A 21016-nucleotide genomic window follows, 5' to 3' on the forward strand; every position below is an offset into this window, starting at 1 on the left:
TGATCCACTTGCCGTTTTTGTTCATCCACCCCGGCGTGACGACCTGAATTTCCGTAACGACAAACTCGCTGGTTTGTTGGGAAAGTATTTCTTCGAGCATATCGATGTCACTAATCATCATGGTGCGTGGCCACACCTTGCCATCCAAGCACTCTTCAAGAACGACGTGATACCAAGGATGAGCCAAGTGGCGTTCAAATATCCGCCAGTTTGAATACCCATCCCCAAAGATATTAGGGGTGCCCTCGGCAAAGGCTTCATGACTTCTAAACATTTCACATTCCCGTGGATCTACAGACCGCAATTGCAGCTGACATCATTGATAAAGAGACAGTATCGCGGCGAGACTGGCTGACTTTTCGTCGCCGTCTCCCATCAAAACGTACACAGTGTTTTTGGTTTCAAAGAGAAAGCCATCTTGGAATGAAATGGCCATGGTGCTGCGCACCCAATTTCCGAAATCGAAGCGTCCTCGGCTGTCCAGGATGACTTTTTCGGCGAAAACGAAGAGCGGCAGGTGACCATGAACGTGGATTTTGGTGAGATCCCCATCGCTCGCTATCGCGCGCACGATTGTCCACTGCTGGACGCTGCAAAAGCCTTTGTTGGGGAAGCGTGCATGGACGATACGTATTAACGCCTCTTGGTTTTCACCGGATCCAGATCGTGGTTCTTTTGGGGTGGAGATGAACTCGCTGGCTGCTTGGATTTCTTCGAATTCCATGCTTCATTCCCGTCAATACATGTCATATGTTTGAGCGCATCACCGCTAAGAACGCTTACGGAAGCGACGCGACCTCGGGCATTGCCTTCTCATGATCGAGGAAACCAACCAACCCATAACGAGGATTATATGACGTGTTATGGGTCGACGCAATGTGGCTTTATCCTCTGTTTTGTAGAGGATCATAAATGTCTCTCACCGAAGCATTTGCGGCCGTTGTTCGGGCCTTGAGACAGAAATCAGGAATGTCCCAGGACGATCTATCTTTGCTTGATCGCTCTTATCTGAGTCGCGTAGAGCGCGGCAAGGGGAACGTTTCGATCGAAATGCTCTTCAAAATTTCAAAAATGCTGGACGCTGAGCCCACTGTCCTAATGCTCCTAACAACCTCTTTGCTTTCTGAGGAGTCGACAGATGTGGCATTGGAGCGAATCTCGGGGAAGTTAGAGGCTCTAAAAGAGACTGGTGTGATCGAGCTGATCTCCAGCGGTGGTAGACCACGCCAACATGGACGACCTTCCAACCTCGCTGCGAGTGAAAGACTAAAACTTGCTCCACAGCTGAAGCAAAAAGGCCTATCTAATTCAGAAATAGCTCGAGAATTGGACGTTTCTAAATCAACGGTACAAAGATTTCTAGCCAAGACTCCTCATTAACGGTAGACACTGAAGCTACAGAGTAAGCGAACGGTGAACACACCTACCGACCTCCCAAATTAAGGGCGATGGTGTCCGCCTATTTTGATCTGACCCCGAAATGTTGGACACCATGGCCTTCAGCAGCACTGCGAGGAAGATGTGTTTGCCGGACGGTTACGCTTCTGGCCCTTGAGGAGATTCCCTATGCATTCGGCGGGATCAGGCAGCCGCAGTCAGTCCGGCAATAAGCTCCTCCGGAGTAACGATCTTTACGTTGTATTTTTGCGCGTAAAGCGTGCGATTTGAGGGGTGCAAGATCGAGCTAGTACCCGCCCCTACACCTGCGTCGTTTGTGCAGAAGTACTCGAAACCGTAACCGTAAGTCGCAGCCAGTGCATCACCATCCATCCATTCGGCGACTCCTTTTGCGAGTTTCTTTTCAGCAATCGGATCGCCTTGGATCGCGGGTACTAAGCCGTTCTGCGGATCATCAAGCATCGCCATCAGTGCCTCCTTGCCGCAACCAAGGGATTCGATGTATCTCACGCACTCGAAGCTCCTATCAAGACGGTCTTGAAGCTCCAGGAGCTCTGATGCCTTGTGTTGGTTTGCCAATGGATGCCTTGGGGCTCCAATGCGAGGGAGGTGGACGAAGCGAAAGCCAAGCGCTGCTGCCTTCTCAACAGTCGCCTCAAGATACTCCGGGATATCTGAAGCAGGAGTACCCCGAGATTGGCTTTCTACCTCCTCGTCGACGGTCATCGTAATAGAAGGCCGGTAACCCTGGAGGTAGGCTTTCCGCGCCTTCTTTGGAATTGCCTCCAAGTTCACGATCCCCTCGAAGAAAAAAGGCGTGATCGCTTGGGTGGTGATCTGGGTGTAGAGGGCCTGGACAGCCGGGGACGCGACTGCTCGCTTGGCTTCGTCCGCGATCTGTTCCCAGACGTTGGAGTCAAAAACAACGGGGGTGCTCATGATGCTTCATTCCTTGGGGCGGGAGGGCGAGAGCTTTCTATGGGGGCATCACATCAACTATCAAGCTTGCTTCAGCTGTGTTTTTTGAAGCTGCAGGCAAGTGCCTCGCCGGTTCTGCATCGCCTTCCTGGGCACATATCCGCGAACGGCGCAGCCTCAGCGCTCGCCGCTCATACAGGAATCTGACCAAGGTTGTCTTCAACAACTCGGGTAGTGAAGCGGTGCACCTGGCATGCCGCATTGCCCGCGCCTACAAAGGCAAAGGCAAAGGCAAGATCGCCATGGTGGCGGCTGGCTTCGTTGGCTGGTTCGACGACGTCGCGCTCGGCAACGTGTCGGCGCACGAAGCAGCCTTCAAAGACGGTGAGCGTCCAACCACCCCACGTAGACCATTGCGAAGGGCTTTAAATAGCCCGGCGCATCATACCGCAAGATTAAACCCGCTTCAGAAATGGCCATAGTGGCCGACAAATTGCTATCCACTTTGACTCCGTACAATCGGGGGAGGCAGGAAGATGATATTGAACCGGAGAGAAAACATGGACTTTGTTGAAAACCCAGATCACTACACAAAAGATTTTATAGCTCACCAACGGCATCTTCGAGAACTTGGAGAGCTCCAAAGGAAAATCTCTGAGACTCTTTATGAAGTCAATCTCGATGAAAAAGGCGATTTCAAGCTAAGCACGAAAGTTTGCTGCTATAAGGTGGCGAATGTGGTGACAGACTTAAACAACGGAATTCTACAAAGTTTGAAAATCAAAAGTTATAGCGCAGCTGAAGCTTTATCAAGGACATCCTTAGAAAACTCAATCAACTTAATGCTGTTTAGTGATGACAAATCATCGGCGCGACCTAAGAGCTTTTTGCTGGGATACCTCAACAAAACATTAGATAACGCACGAAAATGGCATAAATACGGAGTGAACAACGATCACCCAGACTCAGCTAAACGAGGGCTAGAACTGGAGAAATCATTCTTAGTCCTAAAATCCATGTTCGGCGACCTAGAACAAGGCACCAAGGGCTGGCCCGACGCTTACAGCCGTTTTGAACAAGCCGGCCACGCCCTTTTTTATCATGTGCTATTCTCAAGCGCCTCCGACTCTACGCACGGCTTTGGCAGCGATGTATTCAATCAGCTTCTAGGCGAACTCGTACCTTGCCAAGATGACGAAAAACTAGCCTACTTCAAAAGAACAAAAGCTGAAAAAATCTCTTTCGCTTATTACTTGGCTACTAACGCGGTACTTTTTAATTGCGCAGCCGCATCGCGTATAGCTGCACGCGCAGAGGATCTCGCTGCCTTTGATAAATTTGTGATTATCGCAAGTGCATTGGAAAGCATGCTTTCAGAGCATGAGCATCTTGCTATCACTTGCCTGGACAGTCTTGCGCAAGCTAGGAAGCGCCTAGAAGAGATCAAGAACAGCGAAAGCGCATAAGCCAGCGATATCGCTCATGCCCATACGTTGCAGGATCAGGTTCGAATTCCCGATAAGCCGAGCCACCACGCAAACGGAAAATTTCTGGAGAGAAATCTTCATGATCGAAATCTCAAGGAAGTTGGAATAGCTAAATGTATATATTTAAGTATTACAGACCTAACCTGTACTTTGACAAGGCTATAAGATATAACGAGCTTTATTTTGCGGCCAATCATGAGCTAAATGACCCGAATGATCTGAAGGCTATATATTATTTTGAAGACAACCCAGAGCTTTGGGGTAGATTATTACAGCTACCAGGAGTCAGCAGTCCTTGGAACTTGTCAGAAATAATAAATGCGGACTGCCGGCTTCTTGCTGGCAGTCTCAACGATATTTTCAAAGGCAAGGAAATAAACTCCATTGATAGTTTCGGCTCTCTAAAAGTGGTGCTTGATCTCTGCAGCGGACAGATTATTGCTGCATTTGAAAGGGCATTGCTTAAAAAGGAGAATGAATCGAATAGCCCAGCTGTTAGGGCGGATCAATGTAAACTCATAATGACAGAGCTTTTGAGCAGGTCTATCAATCACGAGTTCTATAGTGTTTCGTTTTCGAAAGATGCTCTTAGCTCAATGATGTGGGCCCACTACGCAGAGGGCTTCAAGGGGTGTGTAGTTATCTACGCCTCGAAAAACCATGGATTTTCATTAGCTCAAAACCCTTTCTCCAAAAACGAGGATAGATATAAGTTGGCGCCTGTTGAATATATGGATTCTGATAAAAGAATCCCTATCTTAGAATGCGTAACATCTGGGAAAAATAAGACCATAGCAACTTTTCTGCAGAAAAATTCTTTCTGGAAATATGAGAATGAACTGAGGTCTTTTACATTTAAAAATTTAAACACCAATATGATGGCGATGGCTTCTCATGCTGCGCAAAAGCTAAAAACGACAGAGCGTAAGCGAATTCTATATCATGATGCCAGCCTTATAGCTGGAGTGATATTCGGCCCCAGAGTTAAGGAGGAGTATCAGAAAGGGGTCGAGTTTGTACTTCATGATAATCGCTATCATAGAGGACGGGAGCCATTCTTTTCGCTGAACACTGTTTTGAATGACAGCGGAAATATTGAGATTAGTAAAGCATCCAAATTTTCATGTGTAGGTGAAAATCCTATGTACTCACCATTCGAAGGTGAAAAGCTAAAAGAGTTATTGCACCATCTCAACATATTTAGCAGTTCTCGCTAACATCGGCGCTCAAACAATAAATCCATGCCGGATAAAGCCAAGGGCGCTGAAACTTTAAGCGCTAATGCATTTAGGCTTACTGCGCCCGTTCTTTGAGTTTCAGGAGTAACACAGCAGCAGAGGTTATGATCACGACGCTGTTTGGCTGGTGGCATTGGGCCGTGAGTCCGTGTCGAATGCAATTTTTCCACATAACTGAAGTGGTATTTGCACGATGATGAATAGCTAGTTCTATCACTTCACCCTGTTTTACCGCGGCCAGCGCAAAGTAGGCGCCAAGCATTGGTGTAGGGTCATGTACGATTTCCTCCCTTCATCTTCAGTGTCATGCTAAGACTTTGGACGGGGGGAACGTCGATAAGCTCAGTCTCCTGTTACGCTTAGATACCTGCTTCAAGTTGCCCTAGGATAAACCTAAACCTAAGCCTACGCAGGAGCTCGTCATAGGTCACGATGTCTGCGATGTGCTTGTAGTGTCGGCGAGTGACTTCGAGATCACGCAGCTGCGCGCTCGTAAGACCTTTCTCCCGCCCCATGATGATCACGCCACAAGGGTTCGTGATCTTGATCTGGAAATCTGGCGGTAGCTTGTCACCAATGTGCTTCCGCAGTGCCGCCTCTCCTCTCGCCCCCCACCGGTTAAGATGGCGTAGATATTTCTCAATCTGCATGACGGTGCCAGAGAGGTCTCGCGAAGCGATGTGGTTGTCCCGGTAGGTCGTCGACGTTATCAGACCTCTGGCGAACGACCTCTTGATCTCTATTACATCAACGTTTCCAGAGGCATCGACCAACAGAAAATCGAGGAATCGTTTGGTTTCACTATCAGTATCTGGTATTTCGACTTCGGGGAAGGCCGCAATGTATTTGGGGTTCAGTAGGCATACAATCTGAAGAATTTCTTTTTGCCATGCCGCTTCAGAATATCCATCTTCGCTGTCACGCATTTTTTGGAGTTGTTCTAGTAGAAACGCATACTTGGGAATCTCCGCCTGGCGCACTGGTTTGATTAGATCCTTAGCCTTGGCGAGCACACGCTTGTTTACGTAAGCATTGAGCTTGGCTACTGCATCTACCTTGGCGTCCGAGTACAGTCGGATCGCCTGCGAGAAAATGTAAACCATGAGCCTCCCTAGAGGCCCTGGGTTTACATAATTTATGGTATAGCGGGTGTAAACTCCTGCCTGGCTTACTGGAGAGGCCTGACTGCAGGGCTTTCCGGATGATCCGAGTGTGTTTACACACCTCCCCTAGCGGCAGAGCCAGCAAACACTACGCATGCTTGATTCCCCGTACCTGATCTACCCCACGGTTGGCCAACTGGTCAGCGCGCTCGTTGCCAGGATGGCCAATGTGTCCGCGCACCCACTGCCACTTCACGGTATGACGGTTGACCTGCTCATCGAGCAGCTTCCACAGATCGGCGTTCTTCACCGGTTCCTTGGAAGCCGTTTTCCATCCGCGTTTTTTCCAGTTGACCATCCATTCGGTGATGCCTTTCATCACGTACTGGGAGTCGGTCACCAGCAACACTTCACACGGACGCTTGAGCTCTTCAAGCCCGCGAATGGCGGCCATCAGTTCCATGCGGTTATTGGTGGTATTGGCTTCGCCGCCCCAGAGCTCTTTTTCAACGCCCTGACAGACCAGCAAGGCCCCCCAGCCACCCGGGCCAGGATTACCCTTGCAGGCACCATCGGTGAACATTTCAACGCTATCGATCATTACAAACTATCCAGAAAAGGCTGCTTATGGCCTGACCATCAGCAATGGTCAGTACCTGAGCCGGGCTAACCCGGCCCAACATAAATTAAGATTCGGTGTGGGGCCGATTAACCTTGGCCATCTGCAGGGGAATCAGCTTGCCCATCGGTTCCCGACGCAAAGGATTGACCGGGCGCAAGCCCACCACCATTTTGCGTGCGACCAGTACATAGAAGCCGCCACCGGCCAATTGCCAGCTGCCAGCCTTGCGCTCCCAGCCTGAAAAACGGCTCTGCCACGCTTTGGATGCAAGCGGCGGACGATAGCATCCGAAGCGGCGTTTCTCCAGCGCAAAGCCCAGTAGATTCAGCCAGTCGGCGACGCGTGAAGGTGAAATGCAACGCGCCTTGCGCAGGGCATCCTTGGCGAACACATGGCGTAATCCCCAACTGCTCCAGGGGTTGATCCCGACAATCAACAAATGCCCGCCGGGCCGCACGCTGCTGGCTGCTTCGCGCAACAAACCATGGGGCGAGAGGCAAAAATCCAGGCCGTGCTGCAGCACCACCACATCCGCTGCGTGCTCACACAACGGCCAGGCCTGCTCTTCACAAATGATTTCAACCCCCGGCAGAGGCGCTCCAAGACGCACACTGCGGCGTACTTGCGCAGCCTGAGGCGGGGGTTCGGCGCCAGGGCCGTAATGCACCAGATAGCCGCCGAAAAAGCGTCCCAGCTCGTCCTCAAGCACACGCTGCTCATCTTCGAGCAACAACTGCCCAAGGGGCCCGGACAGCCATTCGCGCGCAGAACTGATCAGCGCCAGCCACTCAGGGTCTGCCTGAGCCAATGCTTTATCGATCATCGCTCCTCCAACTCGCCATCTACCTATCACAAGTCCTAAGATGCGCCATTGTTTCGCACTTGGGAATTGCACCATGTTACAGATCGACGCCCTGCCCGCCTTCAACGACAACTACATCTGGCTGTTACAGGACACCATACAAAAGCGCTGCGCCGTGGTCGATCCGGGTGATGCCGCGCCTGTTATGGACTGGCTGGCCCGGCACCCGGACTGGGTACTGAGCGACATTCTGGTCACCCATCACCACTTCGATCATGTGGGGGGTGTTGCGCAATTGCACGAGCACACTGGCGCCAAGGTCTGGGGCCCGGCACTTGAGACCATCCCGGCCCGACAAGTGGCACTCAACGACGGCGACCGTATCGACGTGCTGGGCCTTGAGTTCCTGGTATCGCTGGTACCCGGCCACACGCTCGGGCACATCGCCTACTATCACGGCGACCCGGCCGGACCCGTGCTGTTTTGCGGCGATACCCTGTTCGCCGCCGGATGTGGCCGACTGTTTGAAGGCACTCCCGAACAAATGCACCATTCCTTGAGCCGCCTGGCTGCGCTGCCTGCAAACACCGCTGTGTATTGCACCCACGAATACACCCTGAGCAATTTACGCTTCGCCCAAGCGGTCGAACCCGCCAATGCGGATATTGCCGCGCGAGTCGAACAAGTCACGCAATGGCGTGCCGAAGGTCGTATCAGCTTGCCATCATCCATAGGCCTCGAATTACTCACAAATCCCTTTTTAAGGGTTAATGAAACATCTGTTAAAGAAAAAGCTGACGAGTGGAACTCCCTCGACAACGACTCGCCCAGTGCTGTCTTTGCCAGTCTGCGCAGCTGGAAAGACACGTTCTAAAACGGGCTGCGGTTGGCACAAAAATTCTGAACAGTTGACCGCACCCCCCCTGCTTTCTAGAATCCCCCGACATTTTTTCCTGAAACTATCCCTCAGCCAATGTCGTCATTTAAAGGTTACTCCATCAATTCAGACGCATTGACGCGCTTGGTTAAAGCCATCGCGGTGGCTGTGTCCGCCACTCTCGCGGGCTGCCAATCCATGGATCATTCGGCGCAAACCACCGAACGGGCCAGCCTTAAAATCGCCAAACGCATCCCTCAAGAGCCGCTCTGGCTCAGCGAAAAGCCTAGCCCCGTTGCCCCGCAAGATGTCTGGGAGCGGATGCGCCAGGGCTTCAAGTTGCAGGACGGCCAGAACGTTAACCCCCGCATTGAACAACAGCGCTTGTGGTTCGCCAGCAACCCGTCATTCCTCGAAAACGCGGGTGAGCGCGGCAGCCTTTACATCCACTACATCGTGGAACGCCTTGAAGAGCGCAACATGCCGCTGGAACTGGCCCTGTTGCCAGCCATCGAAAGCGCCTACAACCCAATGGCGTATTCACACGCCAATGCGGTCGGCCTCTGGCAATTTATTCCTTCGACAGGCCGCTATTTCAATTTGCGTCAAACCCGTGCCTACGATGGCCGCCGTGACATCACCGCTTCGACCCTGGCAGCCCTGAACTACCTGAACCGCCTGCACGACATGTTCAACGGTGACTGGCTGCTGGCGCTGGCGGCTTATAACGCCGGCGAAGGCACCGTAAGCCGGGCCATTGAGCGCAATGAAAAGCTCGGCTTGCCGACCGACTACTGGAACCTGCCACTGCCGCAGGAAACCAAAGACTACGTCCCGAAACTGCTGGCCCTGTCCCAGGTGGTGCTGGCCCCTGAAGCCTACGGCATCAACCTGAACCCGATCGCCAACGAACCCTACTTCGAAATGGTCGAAATCAAACAGTCCATGGATTTGTCCCGCGTGGCAGCCCTGGCCGAGATCGACGAAGACGAGATGTTCCAGCTGAACCCGGCTTACAAGCAGCGTGCCACCACCGACGGTCCGCAACACCTGCTTGTACCCACCTCCAAAGCGCAATTGCTGACCGCCAGCCTTTCCAACCTCAAGCCTGAAGAACTCGTTAGCCTGCGCCCTAAAAAGCCTGTATTTGACACCATTGCGAGCACCAAGCCCGCACAGCTGAACCGCAAGTACCGGGTTAAAAGTGGCGACAACCTGACGTTGATCGCCAAGGCCAACAAGGTTGATGTCAAAGACTTGCAGCACTGGAACAAACTGAGCGGCAATAACCTCAAGGCCGGCCAGATCCTGGTCATGCAGGACTCGCGCAAACCTTCTGGCAGAAAACCTACGCAATACAAGGTCCAGAAAGGCGATTCGCTGTACATGGTTGCCAAGCGTTTCAACGTTGAAATGCAACATCTCAAGCGCTGGAATCCAAACAGCGCTAAAGCCCTCAAACCCGGGCAGATGCTGACAGTCTCCAAACCGCGTTAAGCACAAGGCTGGCCCTGTTGCGGGCAAGTTGTTTCCTACACAAAAGTAGGGCACAACTTGCCCGCAGTGCTTTCCAGAGTGGCCTTTTTCCTACAGATACAAGCTGTTACTGTACGGAAACCTAAGCCCAATGCCTGGATCGGATCTCTGACTTGATGCGTCCCCTCCTCACGCTATTTATGAGCCTGGCCTTGAGCTCCCCCGCAAGCGCATCCCTGAGCGAAAGCCACGGTTATGCGCAGTTCGGCACACTCAAGTACCCGGCCACGTTCACCCACTTCGATTGGGTAAACCCTGACGCGCCTAAAGGCGGGACCTTGAAGGTCATGGCCTTCGGTACCTTTGACACCCTCAACCCCTATACCTTCAAAGGCACCAGCCCGGTATCGACGCCTAATTTTTTGCAATACGGGGTCAATGAGCTCAACGAAACCCTGATGGCCGGCACTGGCCAGTACGCGCCATCCGGCGATGAGCCAACATCCAGTTATGGCTTGATCGCACAATCAGTGGAATACAACGAAGACCGCAGCTGGGTCGTATTTAACCTACGACCAGAAGCCCGTTTTCACGATGGAAAGCCGATCACTGCCTACGACGTTGCGTTCTCTTACAACCTGTTGCTCAAAGAGGGCCATCCGCAGTACCGGACCAATCTCCAGGAAGTCCAGCGGGTCGACATACTGGGGCCCAAACGCATTCGCTTTGTGTTCAAGCGCGCGAACAACCCCTTGCTGATTTTGCGTCTGGGCGAGTTGCCAGTCCTGCCCCAACACTACTGGGCAAAGCGCGATTTCAAAGCCACGACCTTTGAACCACCTCTGGGCAGCGGACCCTATCGCATCACTAAAGTTACCCCCGGTCGGCAACTGGTCTTCGAGCATGTGAAAAACTGGTGGGGGGCCAACTTGCCGGTCAATCGCGGCAAATACAATTTCGACCGGGTTGAAGTGGAGTTCTACCGCGACAGCGGCGTCGCTTTCGAAGCCTTCAAAGCCCGTGAATTCGACATCTATATCGAACACCAGGCCAAGAACTGGGCCAATGGCTATAACTTCCCCGCGGTCCGCCGGGGAGATGTAGTCAAGGCTGAAATCACGCACCAGATTCCGACTCAAACCCAGGGGCTGTTCATGAACAGCCGCCGCGCCAGCTTTGAGCAGGACAAAGTTCGTGAAGCCCTGGGGTTGATGTTCGACTTTGAATGGACCAATCGAACGCTGTTCAACGGTGCCTACAAGCGCGCGTCGAGTTTTTATCCCAACAGCGAGTTTTCGGCCAGTGGCATTCCCCAAGGGCATGAATGGCTGATGCTTTCGCCCTGGCGTAATCAACTGCCGCCCGAACTGTTCAGCCAGGCCTTTGCCCTGCCTCAAACCGACGGCCGCGGCATCCCCCGTGAAACCATGCGCCAGGCGCTGGGCTTACTGGCCGAAAGCGGCTGGAAGCTGTCCGGGCAACGCCTGCTCAACAGCGAAGGCAAGCCGCTGCGCTTCGAGATATTGCTGGTCAACCCCAACCTTGAGCGCATCCTGCAACCCTATGTGGAAAACCTCGCCAGCATCGGCATCGACGCCCGACTGCGCACAGTAGATCGCGCGCAATACAAACAACGGCTGGATCAGTTCGACTTCGACATGATCCTGATGACCCTCGACCAGACCCTTAGCCCAGGCCTTGAGCAGTGGCAGTACTTCCACTCCAGTCAGGTCAACGTCAAGGGCAGCAAAAACTATGCAGGCGTTGCCAGCCCGATAGTGGATCAATTGCTCGAACGCTTGCTGGCCGCCCAAAACCGTGACGAGCAATTGTCGGCCGGGAGAGCGCTTGACCGCGTACTGCTGTGGCAGCACTACATCATTCCTAACTGGTATCTGAACTATCACCGCCTGGCGTACCGCAACCGGTTCGCCTTTGTGACTACGCCGCCCTACACCCTGGGCCTTAGCGCGTGGTGGCTTAAGCCTACGGAGAAAAAACAATGATGCCTTTGCGTACGTTGCTCAACCCCATCGCTGGCTTACTGTTGACCGGCTTTGCCTGCGTGGCGCTGGCAGCCCCTCAACACGCGTTGACCCTCTATGACGAGCCGCCGAAATACCCGGCCAATTTCAAGCATGTCGATTACGTCAACCCGGACGCGCCCAAGGGCGGGACGTTTCGCAAATCCTCGCTTGGCAGCTTTGACAGCCTCAACCCTTTTATCAATAAAGGCGTTCCGGCCGACGATATAGATCTGACCTTCGATACCCTGGCCCGGCAGACCCTGGATGAACCCTTCACTTCCTACGGCCTGATCGCCGAGAAAATCGAAAAAGCCCCCGACAACAGCTGGGTGCGCTTTTACCTGCGACCCCAGGCAAAATTCAGTGATGGTCATCCGATTCGTGCCGAAGACGTTGTGTTCAGCTTCGATACCCTGATGAAAAACGGCTCACCGCTGTACAAGGGCTATTACAGCGATGTCGACCAGGCCATCGCGGAAAACCCGCTGCAGGTGAAATTCACCTTCAAGCACAACAAGAATCGCGAGCTGCCACTCATTCTTGGCCAACTCCCGGTTCTGCCCAAGCATTGGTGGGAAACACGAGAATTCGGCAAGGGCAATCTGGAAGTACCTCCCGGGAGCGGGCCTTACACCATCACCGAAATCAAGCCCGGGCGCTCAATCCGTTACGAACGCAACAAGGACTACTGGGGCAAGGACCTGCCGATCAACAAGGGGCTGTACAACTTCGACACCATTACCGTCGATTACTTTCGTGATAACAGCGTAGCGTTCGAAGCGCTCAAGGCCGGGCAATTTGATTACTGGCTGGAAATCAGCGCCAAGAACTGGGCCGGTGCCTACAACGCTCCCGCGTTCACCCAGGGCCGCTTGAAAAAAGAAGAAATCCGCAATCACAACCCGACAGGCATGCAGGGTTTTATCTTCAACCTGCGTAAGCCCATGTTCCAGGATGTTCGGGTGCGCGAAGCCATAAGCCTGCTGTTTGACTTCGAGTGGGCCAACAAGCAACTGTTCAGCGGCGCTTATGCACGCACCGGCAGTTATTTCGAAAACTCGGAAATGGCCGCCAAAGCACCGCCCACCGAAGAAGAACTGGCCATTCTGGAGCCTTTGCGCGGCAAGGTTCCTGACCAGGTGTTCACTGAAGTCTTCAAGCCCAATGTCACTGACGCCAGCGGCATGATTCGCGAGCAGCAACGCCGCGCGTATCAGCTGCTGCAAGAAGCAGGCTGGCGCATCGTCGACGACAAGATGGTCGATGCACAGGGCAAGCCGGTCACAATCGAGTTTCTGCTGGCACAGACCGAATTCGAGCGCATTCTCCTGCCTTTCAAGCGCAACCTCAGCGACCTGGGTATCGACTTGCAGATCCGCCGGGTTGATACCTCCCAGTACCTGAACCGTCTGCGCTCGCGGGATTACGACATGATTGTGGGCAGCTTCCCCCAGTCCAGCTCACCTGGCAGCGAACAGCGCGAATACTGGGAATCGCTCAGTATCGATAAGCCCGGCAGCCGTAACTTCATAGGCCTCAAAGACCCGGCCATCGATCAACTGACCGAGGGCCTGATCAATGCCGAGTCCCGCCAGAGCCTGATCAACTATGCCCGGGCCCTGGATCGTGTCTTGCAATGGGGCTACTACGTCATCCCGAACTGGCACATCAAAACCTGGCGCGTTGCGTACTCAAGTCATATCGGCCACCCCGAAGTGACGCCAAAATATGACATTGGCACGGCAACCTGGTGGGCAAAACCTGACACCAAACCTGCAACTGCGACTAAACCTACAAGCGCGAGCCTGGAGCCTTAAATGCTGGCTTATATATTCAGGCGGCTGCTGCTGATTATTCCGACGCTATTCGGAATCCTGCTGATTAACTTCGTCATCATCCAGGCCGCGCCCGGCGGCCCGGTTGAACAGATGATCGCCAAGCTGGAAGGTTTTGATGGCGCCACCAGCCGTATTGCGGGAGGTGGCTCGGAGGTGTCGGTGGCCGGCTCCAACTATCGTGGCGCCCAAGGGCTGGACCCGGAGTTGATCAAGGAAATCGAAAAGATGTACGGCTTCGACAAGTCGGCGCCGGAACGCTTGTGGATCATGATCAAGAACTACGCACAACTGGACTTCGGCGAGAGCTTTTTCCGAGACGCCAAGGTCATTGACCTGATCAAGGAGAAGATGCCTGTTTCAATCTCGCTGGGGTTATGGAGCACCCTGATCATGTATCTGGTGTCGATTCCGTTGGGGATCGCCAAGGCTACGCGGCATGGAAGTCATTTCGACGTCTGGACCAGTTCATTGATCATTGTGGGCTATGCGATTCCCGCCTTTCTGTTTGCCATCCTGCTGATCGTGCTGTTTGCCGGGGGCAGCTACTTTGACTGGTTCCCGTTACGCGGCCTGACTTCCAACAACTTCGATGAGCTGAGCGTGGGCGCCAAGATCCTCGATTACTTCTGGCACCTGGCGTTGCCGGTCACCGCGCTGGTGATTGGCAACTTTGCCACCATGACCTTACTGACCAAAAACAGCTTTCTCGATGAGATCAACAAGCAGTACGTGGTCACCGCCAAAGCCAAGGGTCTGACGAACCATCGCGTGCTCTATGGTCATGTGTTCCGCAATGCCATGCTGCTGGTGATCGCAGGTTTCCCGTCGGCGTTTATCGGGATTTTCTTTACCGGCGCCTTGCTGGTTGAAGTGATTTTCTCCCTGGATGGCCTGGGCCTGATGAGCTTCGAGGCGGCCATCAATCGCGATTACCCCGTGGTCTTCGGCACCCTGTTTATTTTCACGCTGGTCGGGCTGGTGGTGAAGCTGATCGGTGACCTCTCATACACCCTGGTTGATCCGCGTATCGACTTTGAAAGCAGGGAGCATTGAGATGAAATTATCGCCTCTGAATCGACGCCGCTTTGCGCGCTTCAAAGCCAATAAACGTGGCTGGTGGTCACTGTGGGTTTTTCTGGTGCTGTTCGGGCTCAGCCTGAACGCCGAATTGATCGCCAATGACAAACCACTGGTTATCAATTACGACGGGGAACTGTATTTCCCGGCGCTCAAGCGCTACCCGGAGACTGACTTTGGCGGTGAGTTCCCCCTCGAGGCCAATTACAAAAGCCCGTATATCCGTGAACTGCTGGCCAAGAAAGACGCCTGGGTGCTGTGGCCGCTCATCCCGTACAGCTATCAGAGCATTAACTACGACCTGAAAGTGCCCGCTCCAGCGCCGCCCTCAGCGGAAAACTGGCTAGGCACCGATGACCAGGGGCGCGATGTACTGGCCCGAGTGATTTACGGCTTTCGGATTTCGGTGCTGTTCGCTCTGACCCTGACCGTCTTGAGCTCAATCATTGGCGTGATCGCCGGAGCACTTCAGGGCTTTTATGGCGGCTGGGTCGACCTTGCCGGTCAGCGCTTTCTGGAAATATGGTCAGGCTTGCCCGTGCTCTACCTGCTGATCATTCTCGCAAGCTTTGTGCAGCCCAACTTCTGGTGGTTGCTGGGAATCATGCTCCTGTTCTCCTGGATGAGCCTGGTCGACGTAGTACGCGCCGAATTCCTCCGTGGGCGGAATCTGGAATATGTGCGCGCCGCACGCGCCCTTGGCATGCAGGACATGGCCATCATGTACCGCCACATTCTGCCCAACGCCATGGTATCCACCATGACGTTCATGCCGTTTATCCTGACCGGCGCCATTGGCACCCTCACCGCGCTGGACTTTTTGGGTTTCGGCCTGCCGCCAGGCGCTCCGTCACTCGGCGAACTGGTCGCTCAGGGCAAATCCAACCTGCAAGCACCCTGGCTGGGCATCAGTGCATTCGCGGTGCTGGCCATTATGCTCAGCCTGCTGGTGTTTATCGGCGAGTCCGCTCGCGATGCCTTCGACCCGAGGAAATGAGATGACACAAGACAATCTGATCGAAGTGCGCGATCTCTCCGTCGAGTTCATCGCCGGTGAAACACCGCAGCGTGTGGTGCAAGGCATCAACTTTGATATCAAGCGCGGGGAAACCCTGGCCCTGGTCGGCGAGAGCGGGTCCGGGAAGTCAGTGACCGCGCATTCGATCCTCAGGTTATTGCCCTACCCGCTCGCCCGTCACCCCAGCGGCAGCATTGCCTATGGCGGGCAGGACTTGCTGAGCCTGGACGAGAAAAAGCTGCGCCATATTCGTGGCAATCGCATTGCGATGATTTTTCAGGAGCCCATGACCTCACTGAACCCGCTGCACAGTATTGAAAAACAAATCAATGAGGTGCTGGGCATTCACAAAGGGCTTACCGGCAAGGCGGCCACACAGCGCACGCTGGAGCTTCTGGACCTGGTTGGCATCCCTGTGCCTCACAAGCGCCTGAAGGCCCTCCCACACGAGCTCTCAGGCGGCCAGAGACAGCGTGTAATGATTGCGATGGCCCTGGCCAATGAGCCAGAGCTGTTGATTGCCGATGAACCCACCACGGCGCTGGACGTCACGGTGCAGCTTAAAATTCTCGATTTGCTCAAGGATCTGCAAGCCCGCCTGGGTATGTCGCTGTTACTGATCAGTCACGATTTGAACCTTGTTCGACGAATTGCGCACCGAGTATGTGTCATGCAGCGCGGTTTAATCGTCGAACAAGCATCGTGCGAGCAGCTGTTCCGTTCGCCGCAACATCCTTACACCCGGGAACTGCTCAGTGCAGAACCCAGTGGAGGCCCGGCCAACACGGTTGCGGGCCCGCCATTGCTGCAAGTCGAGGACCTGAAAGTCTGGTTCCCGATCAAAAAAGGGCTGTTGCGTAAGACCGTCGATCACGTCAAAGCAGTGGACGGAATCAACTTCAGCCTGCCACAGGGCCAGACCCTGGGCATTGTGGGTGAAAGTGGATCGGGCAAGTCGACCCTGGGTCTGGCGATTTTGCGTTTGATTGCCAGCAAGGGTTCGATCCGTTTTGAGGGCAAACGGCTAGACTGTTTGTCGCAGAAAGAAGTCCGGCCGCTGCGACGGGAAATGCAGGTGGTGTTCCAGGATCCGTTTGGCAGTCTCAGCCCTCGCATGAGCGTCAGCGAGATTGTCGGCGAAGGGTTGCGCATTCACCGTATGGGCACGGATGCAGAGCAGGAAATTGCAATTATTGAAGCCTTGCGAGAAGTAGGTCTGGATCCGGAAACCCGGCACCGTTACCCTCACGAGTTTTCAGGCGGACAACGGCAACGAATCGCCATTGCCCGCGCCCTGGTTTTGAAGCCGGAGCTGATTTTACTGGACGAACCAACCTCAGCGCTGGATCGGACAGTACAACGCCAGGTCGTGGAGCTGCTGCGATCACTTCAAACCAGGCACAACCTGACGTATTTGTTTATCAGCCATGACCTGGCTGTCGTCAAAGCGCTGAGCCACCAGTTGATGGTGGTCAAGCATGGCCAAGTGGTCGAACAGGGTGATGCGCAAAGTATCTTTGCCTCACCGCAACATCCATATACACAACAGCTGCTGGAAGCCGCCTTTTTGGCACCAGTGGCTGTCGATTAACCTGATAGAGGAACAACACATGGGTTTTCTCACCGGTAAGCGCGTACTGATCGTTGGTGTCGCTAGCAAATTGTCCATCGCTTCTGGCATTGCTGCCGCCATGCATCGTGAAGGCGCCGAACTGGCTTTCACTTATCAGAACGAAAAGCTGAAAGGTCGTGTTGAAGAATTCGCAGCAGGTTGGGGTTCAAACCCTGAACTGTGCTTCCCTTGCGACGTTGCCAGCGATGAAGAAATCGCCAAGGTCTTCGAAGACCTGAGCAAGAAGTGGGACGGTCTGGACTGCATCGTTCACTCCGTAGGTTTCGCTCCTGGCGACCAGCTGGATGGCGACTTCACTGACGCTACCACCCGTGAAGGCTTCCGCATCGCTCACGACATCAGCGCCTACAGCTTCGTGGCCCTGGCCAAAGCCGGTCGTCCGATGATGAAAGGCCGCAACGGCAGCCTGCTGACCCTGTCTTACCTGGGTGCAGAACGCACCATGCCTAACTACAACGTGATGGGCATGGCCAAGGCCAGCCTGGAAGCGGGCGTACGTTACCTGGCAGGCAGCCTGGGCCCTGAGGGCACTCGCGTTAACTGCGTATCGGCAGGCCCGATCCGCACCCTGGCAGCGTCGGGTATCAAGAACTTCCGCAAAATGCTGGCGGCCAACGAAGCGCAGACTCCTCTGCGTCGTAACGTCACCATCGACGAGGTCGGCAATGCCGGCGCCTTCCTGTGCTCCGACCTGGCGTCGGGCATCAGCGGTGAAATCATGTACGTAGACGGCGGCTTCAACACCACCGCTATGGGCAGCCTCGAAGAGTAAAACCTTCGCTGTAGCCGCCAATCAAAACGCCCGGTGCATTGAATGCACCGGGCGTTTTTTTGCACTGCGATTGCCTTTGGAAGCGGGCTTGCTCGCGATAGCATCAACACAGTCTGCCTGATACATCGCGCCGCTTGATCGCGAGCAACCCGCTCTCCCACTGAAAACAGGCAAAAAAAATGGCCGCTCAATGAGCGGCCATTTTCAGTGAAGCGGGAGAACCCTTAGTAGCGCTCAACCTTGGCTTCGTTTTCCAACTGCTTACGGTAGGCAGCAAAGTCCTGCTGGCCAACACGTGAAGCGAGGAAGCGACGGTACGAGGCCTTCTCTTCTTCCGTCGGCGCTACCGCGTCGTTGACGCCATTCAGGCGCAATACAACGACACTGCCATCAGCCAAGGTCACACTGCCAAATGTCGGCTTGTCCTTGGATACAGGCTTGGGCATGCGGAACACAGCTTGCAGCACGGCCGGATCAATACCTTCCTGACCACGGGCAACTGCTTCCTGGACCTTCCACGACTGACCATCAATTGGCTGATTCAACGGCAGTTTGCCATCGCGCAGTTCCTTGATGATTTCTTCAGCGCGGGTTTTGGCCGCTGCACTTGCGTGCTCTTTGACCAGTTGTGCCCGGATGCTCGAGGCAACAGCTTCCAGCGGCAACTGCTCCGGCTTGCGGTGCTCCTTGACGCGCAACACGACTACGGTCTCAGGATCGAGCTCGATAGCTGTGCTGTTAGCACCTTCATCCATCACTTCGGTGCTGAATGCGGCTTGAATCACAGCGCGGTTGGCTGCGATACCTTCACCACCCTCACGACCAAATGGCGCAGAGGTATGCACGGTCAGTTTCAGCTCTTGAGCAGGCTGAACCAGATCGGACGCTTCAAATGCAGAGTCTTCCAATTGCTTGGTTGCATCCACAAAGCGGCGTTCGACCTGCTGGGTTTTCAGGTCATGGGTCAGCTTGTCTTTCAGGCTGGCAAAGCTCGGCACTTCAGGTGCTTCGACGCCCAGCAACTTGATCAGGTGGTAACCGTAGGTGGTCCGCACCGGCTCCGAAACCTGGTCCTGCTTCAACGCATAGACTGCAGTTTCGAACACAGGGTCGTAGACACCTTGCCCTGCAAAGCCCAAGTCACCGCCATTGGCAGCCGAGCCCGGATCCTGGGAAAACTCTTTGGCCAAAGCCTCGAAGCTTTCACCTTTGGCCAGACGCTGCTGAATCTCGGCGATCTTGGCTTTGGCCTGCTCGTCGCTGACCTTGTCGTTGACTTCAATCAGGATATGCGCAGCCCGGCGTTGTTCAGCCAGGTTAGCGATTTCCTTTTGATACAAGGCTTGCAGTTCATCGTCTTTCACGGCCACCTGGTCAAAGAAAGAAGATTTCTTCAACTCGATATAGTCGATCACGACCTGATCAGGAGTCATGAACTCCTTGGCGTGCTCGTCGTAGTAAGCCTTGACTTCGTCATCGCTCAGCTTCACCGCAGCCGGGTCGGCCTTGATGTTCACAGAAGCGAAATCGCGGGTCTGCTTTTCGAGACGGGCAAAAGCATTGACCTGCTCATCGGTCACAAATCCACTGCCTGCCAAACCGGCACGCAACTGACCAATCAACATTTCCTGGCCCAGCATGTCGCGGAACTGAAGACGGCCGTAACCCAGTTGACGAATCACCTGATCGAAACGCTCAGGGCTGAATTTGCCATCTTCCTGAAATTCAGGGGTTTGCAGAATGACTTGATCCAGAGCGGCCTCAGAGAACGAAAACTTCGCGTCTTTAGCGCCTTGCAGCAACAGCTTGCGATCAATCAACCCTTTGAGGGCCGCTTCACGCAGCATTTTTTCATCCAGCAACGAAGAGTCAAAATCCTTGCCCAGCTGCTGCAGCAACTGACGACGTTGCATGTCGACGGCCTGGCTCAGCTCAACTTGAGTGACTTCTTCACCGTTAACCTTGGCGGCATCCTGGCTGGTAGAGGTGGCTTGAAAAATGGCATCGAAACCAGTCAACGCCATTAACGCGACGATGACACCGATGATGGTCTTGGCAATCCAGCCTTGTGAATTGTCCCTGATATTTTGCAGCATGCTTCCCCCAGAAACGGTCTTGCATAATGAGCAACCGTGGAGCGTGGGTAGAGTCCGGATAGAAGAAAGGCGCATCCGAGGATGCGCCTTCTCGTAACTGGCGGAGCGGACCGGGCTCGAACCCGCGACCCCCGGCGTGACACGACGATGTAGCCACCGACTGCACTACCGCTCCGCTGCCAAGCCTGGCGTGCGCCTGACCCGGTTGGGTAAAAAGTGTTACAGAAACTTAGTTAACCGCTTCTTTCAGTGCTTTACCGGCTTTGAAGCCTGGTTTTTTAGCAGCAGGAATTTCCAGCGTTTTACCGGTCTGTGGGTTACGACCAATACGAGCAGGACGATCGGTTACAGAGAAAGTACCAAAACCAACCAGTACCACAGAGTCGCCAGCCTTAAGAGCGCCAGTGACGGATTCGATTACTGCGTCCAGCGCACGGCCAGCTGCAGCTTTCGGGATATCAGCAGATGCAGCGATAGCATCAATCAGTTCCGACTTGTTCACTCTAAGTCCCCTTATATCTATCTGAGTATGTTTCTAAAGTTTTTTGGTAAAAGCAAAACGACTGCTGAAGCACTTACGGACACTTATAGAGCCGCTTTATAACAAGGGCTCTAAAAAGCGTCAAGAAAGCCC

General features: G+C 54.0%; 19 protein-coding genes and 1 pseudogene. 12 read left to right on the top strand and 8 right to left on the bottom strand.

Features of this window, described 5'->3' with window-relative positions:
* Both AACY07_RS00005 and AACY07_RS00010 read right to left on the bottom strand, forming a co-directional pair.
* A pseudogene (locus tag AACY07_RS00005) lies at positions 1 to 274 on the bottom strand (hypothetical protein); the annotation flags it as partial.
* A 42-nt stretch (positions 275 to 316) separates the two neighbouring features.
* Positions 317 to 724, bottom strand: a complete 408-nt coding sequence (locus AACY07_RS00010) for a DUF6957 family protein (RefSeq protein WP_339472988.1) — start codon at positions 722 to 724, stop codon at positions 317 to 319.
* Between the two features lie 188 nt (positions 725 to 912).
* Between AACY07_RS00010 and AACY07_RS00015 the strand changes: the two genes are divergently transcribed.
* Positions 913 to 1380, top strand: a complete 468-nt coding sequence (locus AACY07_RS00015; RefSeq protein ID WP_339472989.1) for a helix-turn-helix domain-containing protein — start codon at positions 913 to 915, stop codon at positions 1378 to 1380.
* Positions 1381 to 1581: 201 nt separating this feature from the next.
* Here the strand turns inward: AACY07_RS00015 and AACY07_RS00020 are convergent, their stop codons facing one another.
* Positions 1582 to 2337: a hypothetical protein gene (locus tag AACY07_RS00020; protein WP_339472990.1), complete on the bottom strand. Its 756-nt coding sequence runs from the start codon at positions 2335 to 2337 to the stop codon at positions 1582 to 1584.
* Between the two features lie 77 nt (positions 2338 to 2414).
* Between AACY07_RS00020 and AACY07_RS00025 the strand changes: the two genes are divergently transcribed.
* The 3 genes from AACY07_RS00025 (at position 2415) to AACY07_RS00035 (ending at position 5020) form a co-directional block, all read left to right on the top strand.
* The gene (locus AACY07_RS00025) at positions 2415 to 2798 is read left to right on the top strand and encodes a hypothetical protein (RefSeq protein WP_339472991.1); all 384 of its coding nucleotides are present in this window, start codon (positions 2415 to 2417) and stop codon (positions 2796 to 2798) included.
* 78 nt (positions 2799 to 2876) lie between these two features.
* On the top strand, positions 2877 to 3782 hold the full coding sequence (locus AACY07_RS00030) for a DUF5677 domain-containing protein (protein WP_339472992.1): 906 nt from the start codon (positions 2877 to 2879) through the stop codon (positions 3780 to 3782).
* 134 nt (positions 3783 to 3916) lie between these two features.
* Positions 3917 to 5020, top strand: coding sequence for a DUF2971 domain-containing protein (locus AACY07_RS00035; RefSeq protein WP_339472993.1), 1104 nt, complete (start codon positions 3917 to 3919; stop codon positions 5018 to 5020).
* Between the two features lie 380 nt (positions 5021 to 5400).
* On the opposite strand, the gene AACY07_RS00040 is transcribed toward AACY07_RS00035, so the two are convergent.
* The 3 genes from AACY07_RS00040 to AACY07_RS00050 form a co-directional block, all read right to left on the bottom strand.
* A complete protein-coding gene (locus tag AACY07_RS00040) occupies positions 5401 to 6144 on the bottom strand; it encodes a Shedu immune nuclease family protein (RefSeq protein ID WP_339472995.1) in 744 nt (247 codons plus the stop codon).
* 148 nt (positions 6145 to 6292) lie between these two features.
* The gene (gene rnhA / locus AACY07_RS00045) at positions 6293 to 6745 is read right to left on the bottom strand and encodes a ribonuclease HI (protein WP_133077944.1); all 453 of its coding nucleotides are present in this window, start codon (positions 6743 to 6745) and stop codon (positions 6293 to 6295) included.
* A gap of 85 nt (positions 6746 to 6830) precedes the next feature.
* Positions 6831 to 7589 carry a methyltransferase domain-containing protein gene (locus tag AACY07_RS00050; RefSeq protein WP_339472996.1) on the bottom strand — a complete coding sequence of 253 codons (759 nt, stop codon included), beginning with the start codon at positions 7587 to 7589 and terminating at the stop codon, positions 6831 to 6833.
* 73 nt (positions 7590 to 7662) lie between these two features.
* Between AACY07_RS00050 and gloB the strand changes: the two genes are divergently transcribed.
* The 8 genes from gloB to fabI all read left to right on the top strand — a co-directional run bounded on the left by gloB (position 7663) and on the right by fabI (position 18286).
* On the top strand, positions 7663 to 8442 hold the full coding sequence (gene gloB, locus AACY07_RS00055) for a hydroxyacylglutathione hydrolase (protein WP_339472997.1): 780 nt from the start codon (positions 7663 to 7665) through the stop codon (positions 8440 to 8442).
* Positions 8443 to 8541: 99 nt separating this feature from the next.
* Positions 8542 to 9942: a lytic transglycosylase domain-containing protein gene (locus AACY07_RS00060; protein WP_219262082.1), complete on the top strand. Its 1401-nt coding sequence runs from the start codon at positions 8542 to 8544 to the stop codon at positions 9940 to 9942.
* 155 nt (positions 9943 to 10097) lie between these two features.
* On the top strand, positions 10098 to 11927 hold the full coding sequence (locus AACY07_RS00065) for an extracellular solute-binding protein (protein ID WP_339472998.1): 1830 nt from the start codon (positions 10098 to 10100) through the stop codon (positions 11925 to 11927).
* The gene (locus AACY07_RS00070; RefSeq protein ID WP_339472999.1) at positions 11924 to 13765 is read left to right on the top strand and encodes an extracellular solute-binding protein; all 1842 of its coding nucleotides are present in this window, start codon (positions 11924 to 11926) and stop codon (positions 13763 to 13765) included. Before AACY07_RS00065 ends, AACY07_RS00070 begins: the two co-directional genes overlap by 4 nt.
* Positions 13766 to 14839, top strand: coding sequence for a microcin C ABC transporter permease YejB (locus AACY07_RS00075; RefSeq protein ID WP_133077950.1), 1074 nt, complete (start codon positions 13766 to 13768; stop codon positions 14837 to 14839).
* A 1-nt stretch (position 14840) separates the two neighbouring features.
* Complete coding sequence (locus tag AACY07_RS00080) at positions 14841 to 15860, top strand: ABC transporter permease (protein WP_133077951.1); 1020 nt, start codon at positions 14841 to 14843, stop codon at positions 15858 to 15860.
* A 1-nt stretch (position 15861) separates the two neighbouring features.
* The gene (locus tag AACY07_RS00085; protein WP_339473000.1) at positions 15862 to 17472 is read left to right on the top strand and encodes an ABC transporter ATP-binding protein; all 1611 of its coding nucleotides are present in this window, start codon (positions 15862 to 15864) and stop codon (positions 17470 to 17472) included.
* 19 nt (positions 17473 to 17491) lie between these two features.
* Entirely contained in the window at positions 17492 to 18286 is a 795-nt protein-coding gene (gene fabI, locus AACY07_RS00090) for an enoyl-ACP reductase FabI (RefSeq protein ID WP_016782317.1), read from the top strand.
* A 224-nt stretch (positions 18287 to 18510) separates the two neighbouring features.
* Here the strand turns inward: fabI and AACY07_RS00095 are convergent, their stop codons facing one another.
* Entirely contained in the window at positions 18511 to 20382 is a 1872-nt protein-coding gene (locus tag AACY07_RS00095; protein ID WP_133077953.1) for a SurA N-terminal domain-containing protein, read from the bottom strand.
* Between the two features lie 229 nt (positions 20383 to 20611).
* A complete protein-coding gene (locus AACY07_RS00100; RefSeq protein ID WP_016782315.1) occupies positions 20612 to 20884 on the bottom strand; it encodes an HU family DNA-binding protein in 273 nt (90 codons plus the stop codon).
* Positions 20885 to 21016 lie beyond the last annotated feature (132 nt).

The organism is Pseudomonas sp. RL_5y_Pfl2_69 (genome assembly GCF_963970465.1).
In the GTDB taxonomy this organism is placed as follows: Bacteria; Pseudomonadota; Gammaproteobacteria; order Pseudomonadales; family Pseudomonadaceae; genus Aquipseudomonas.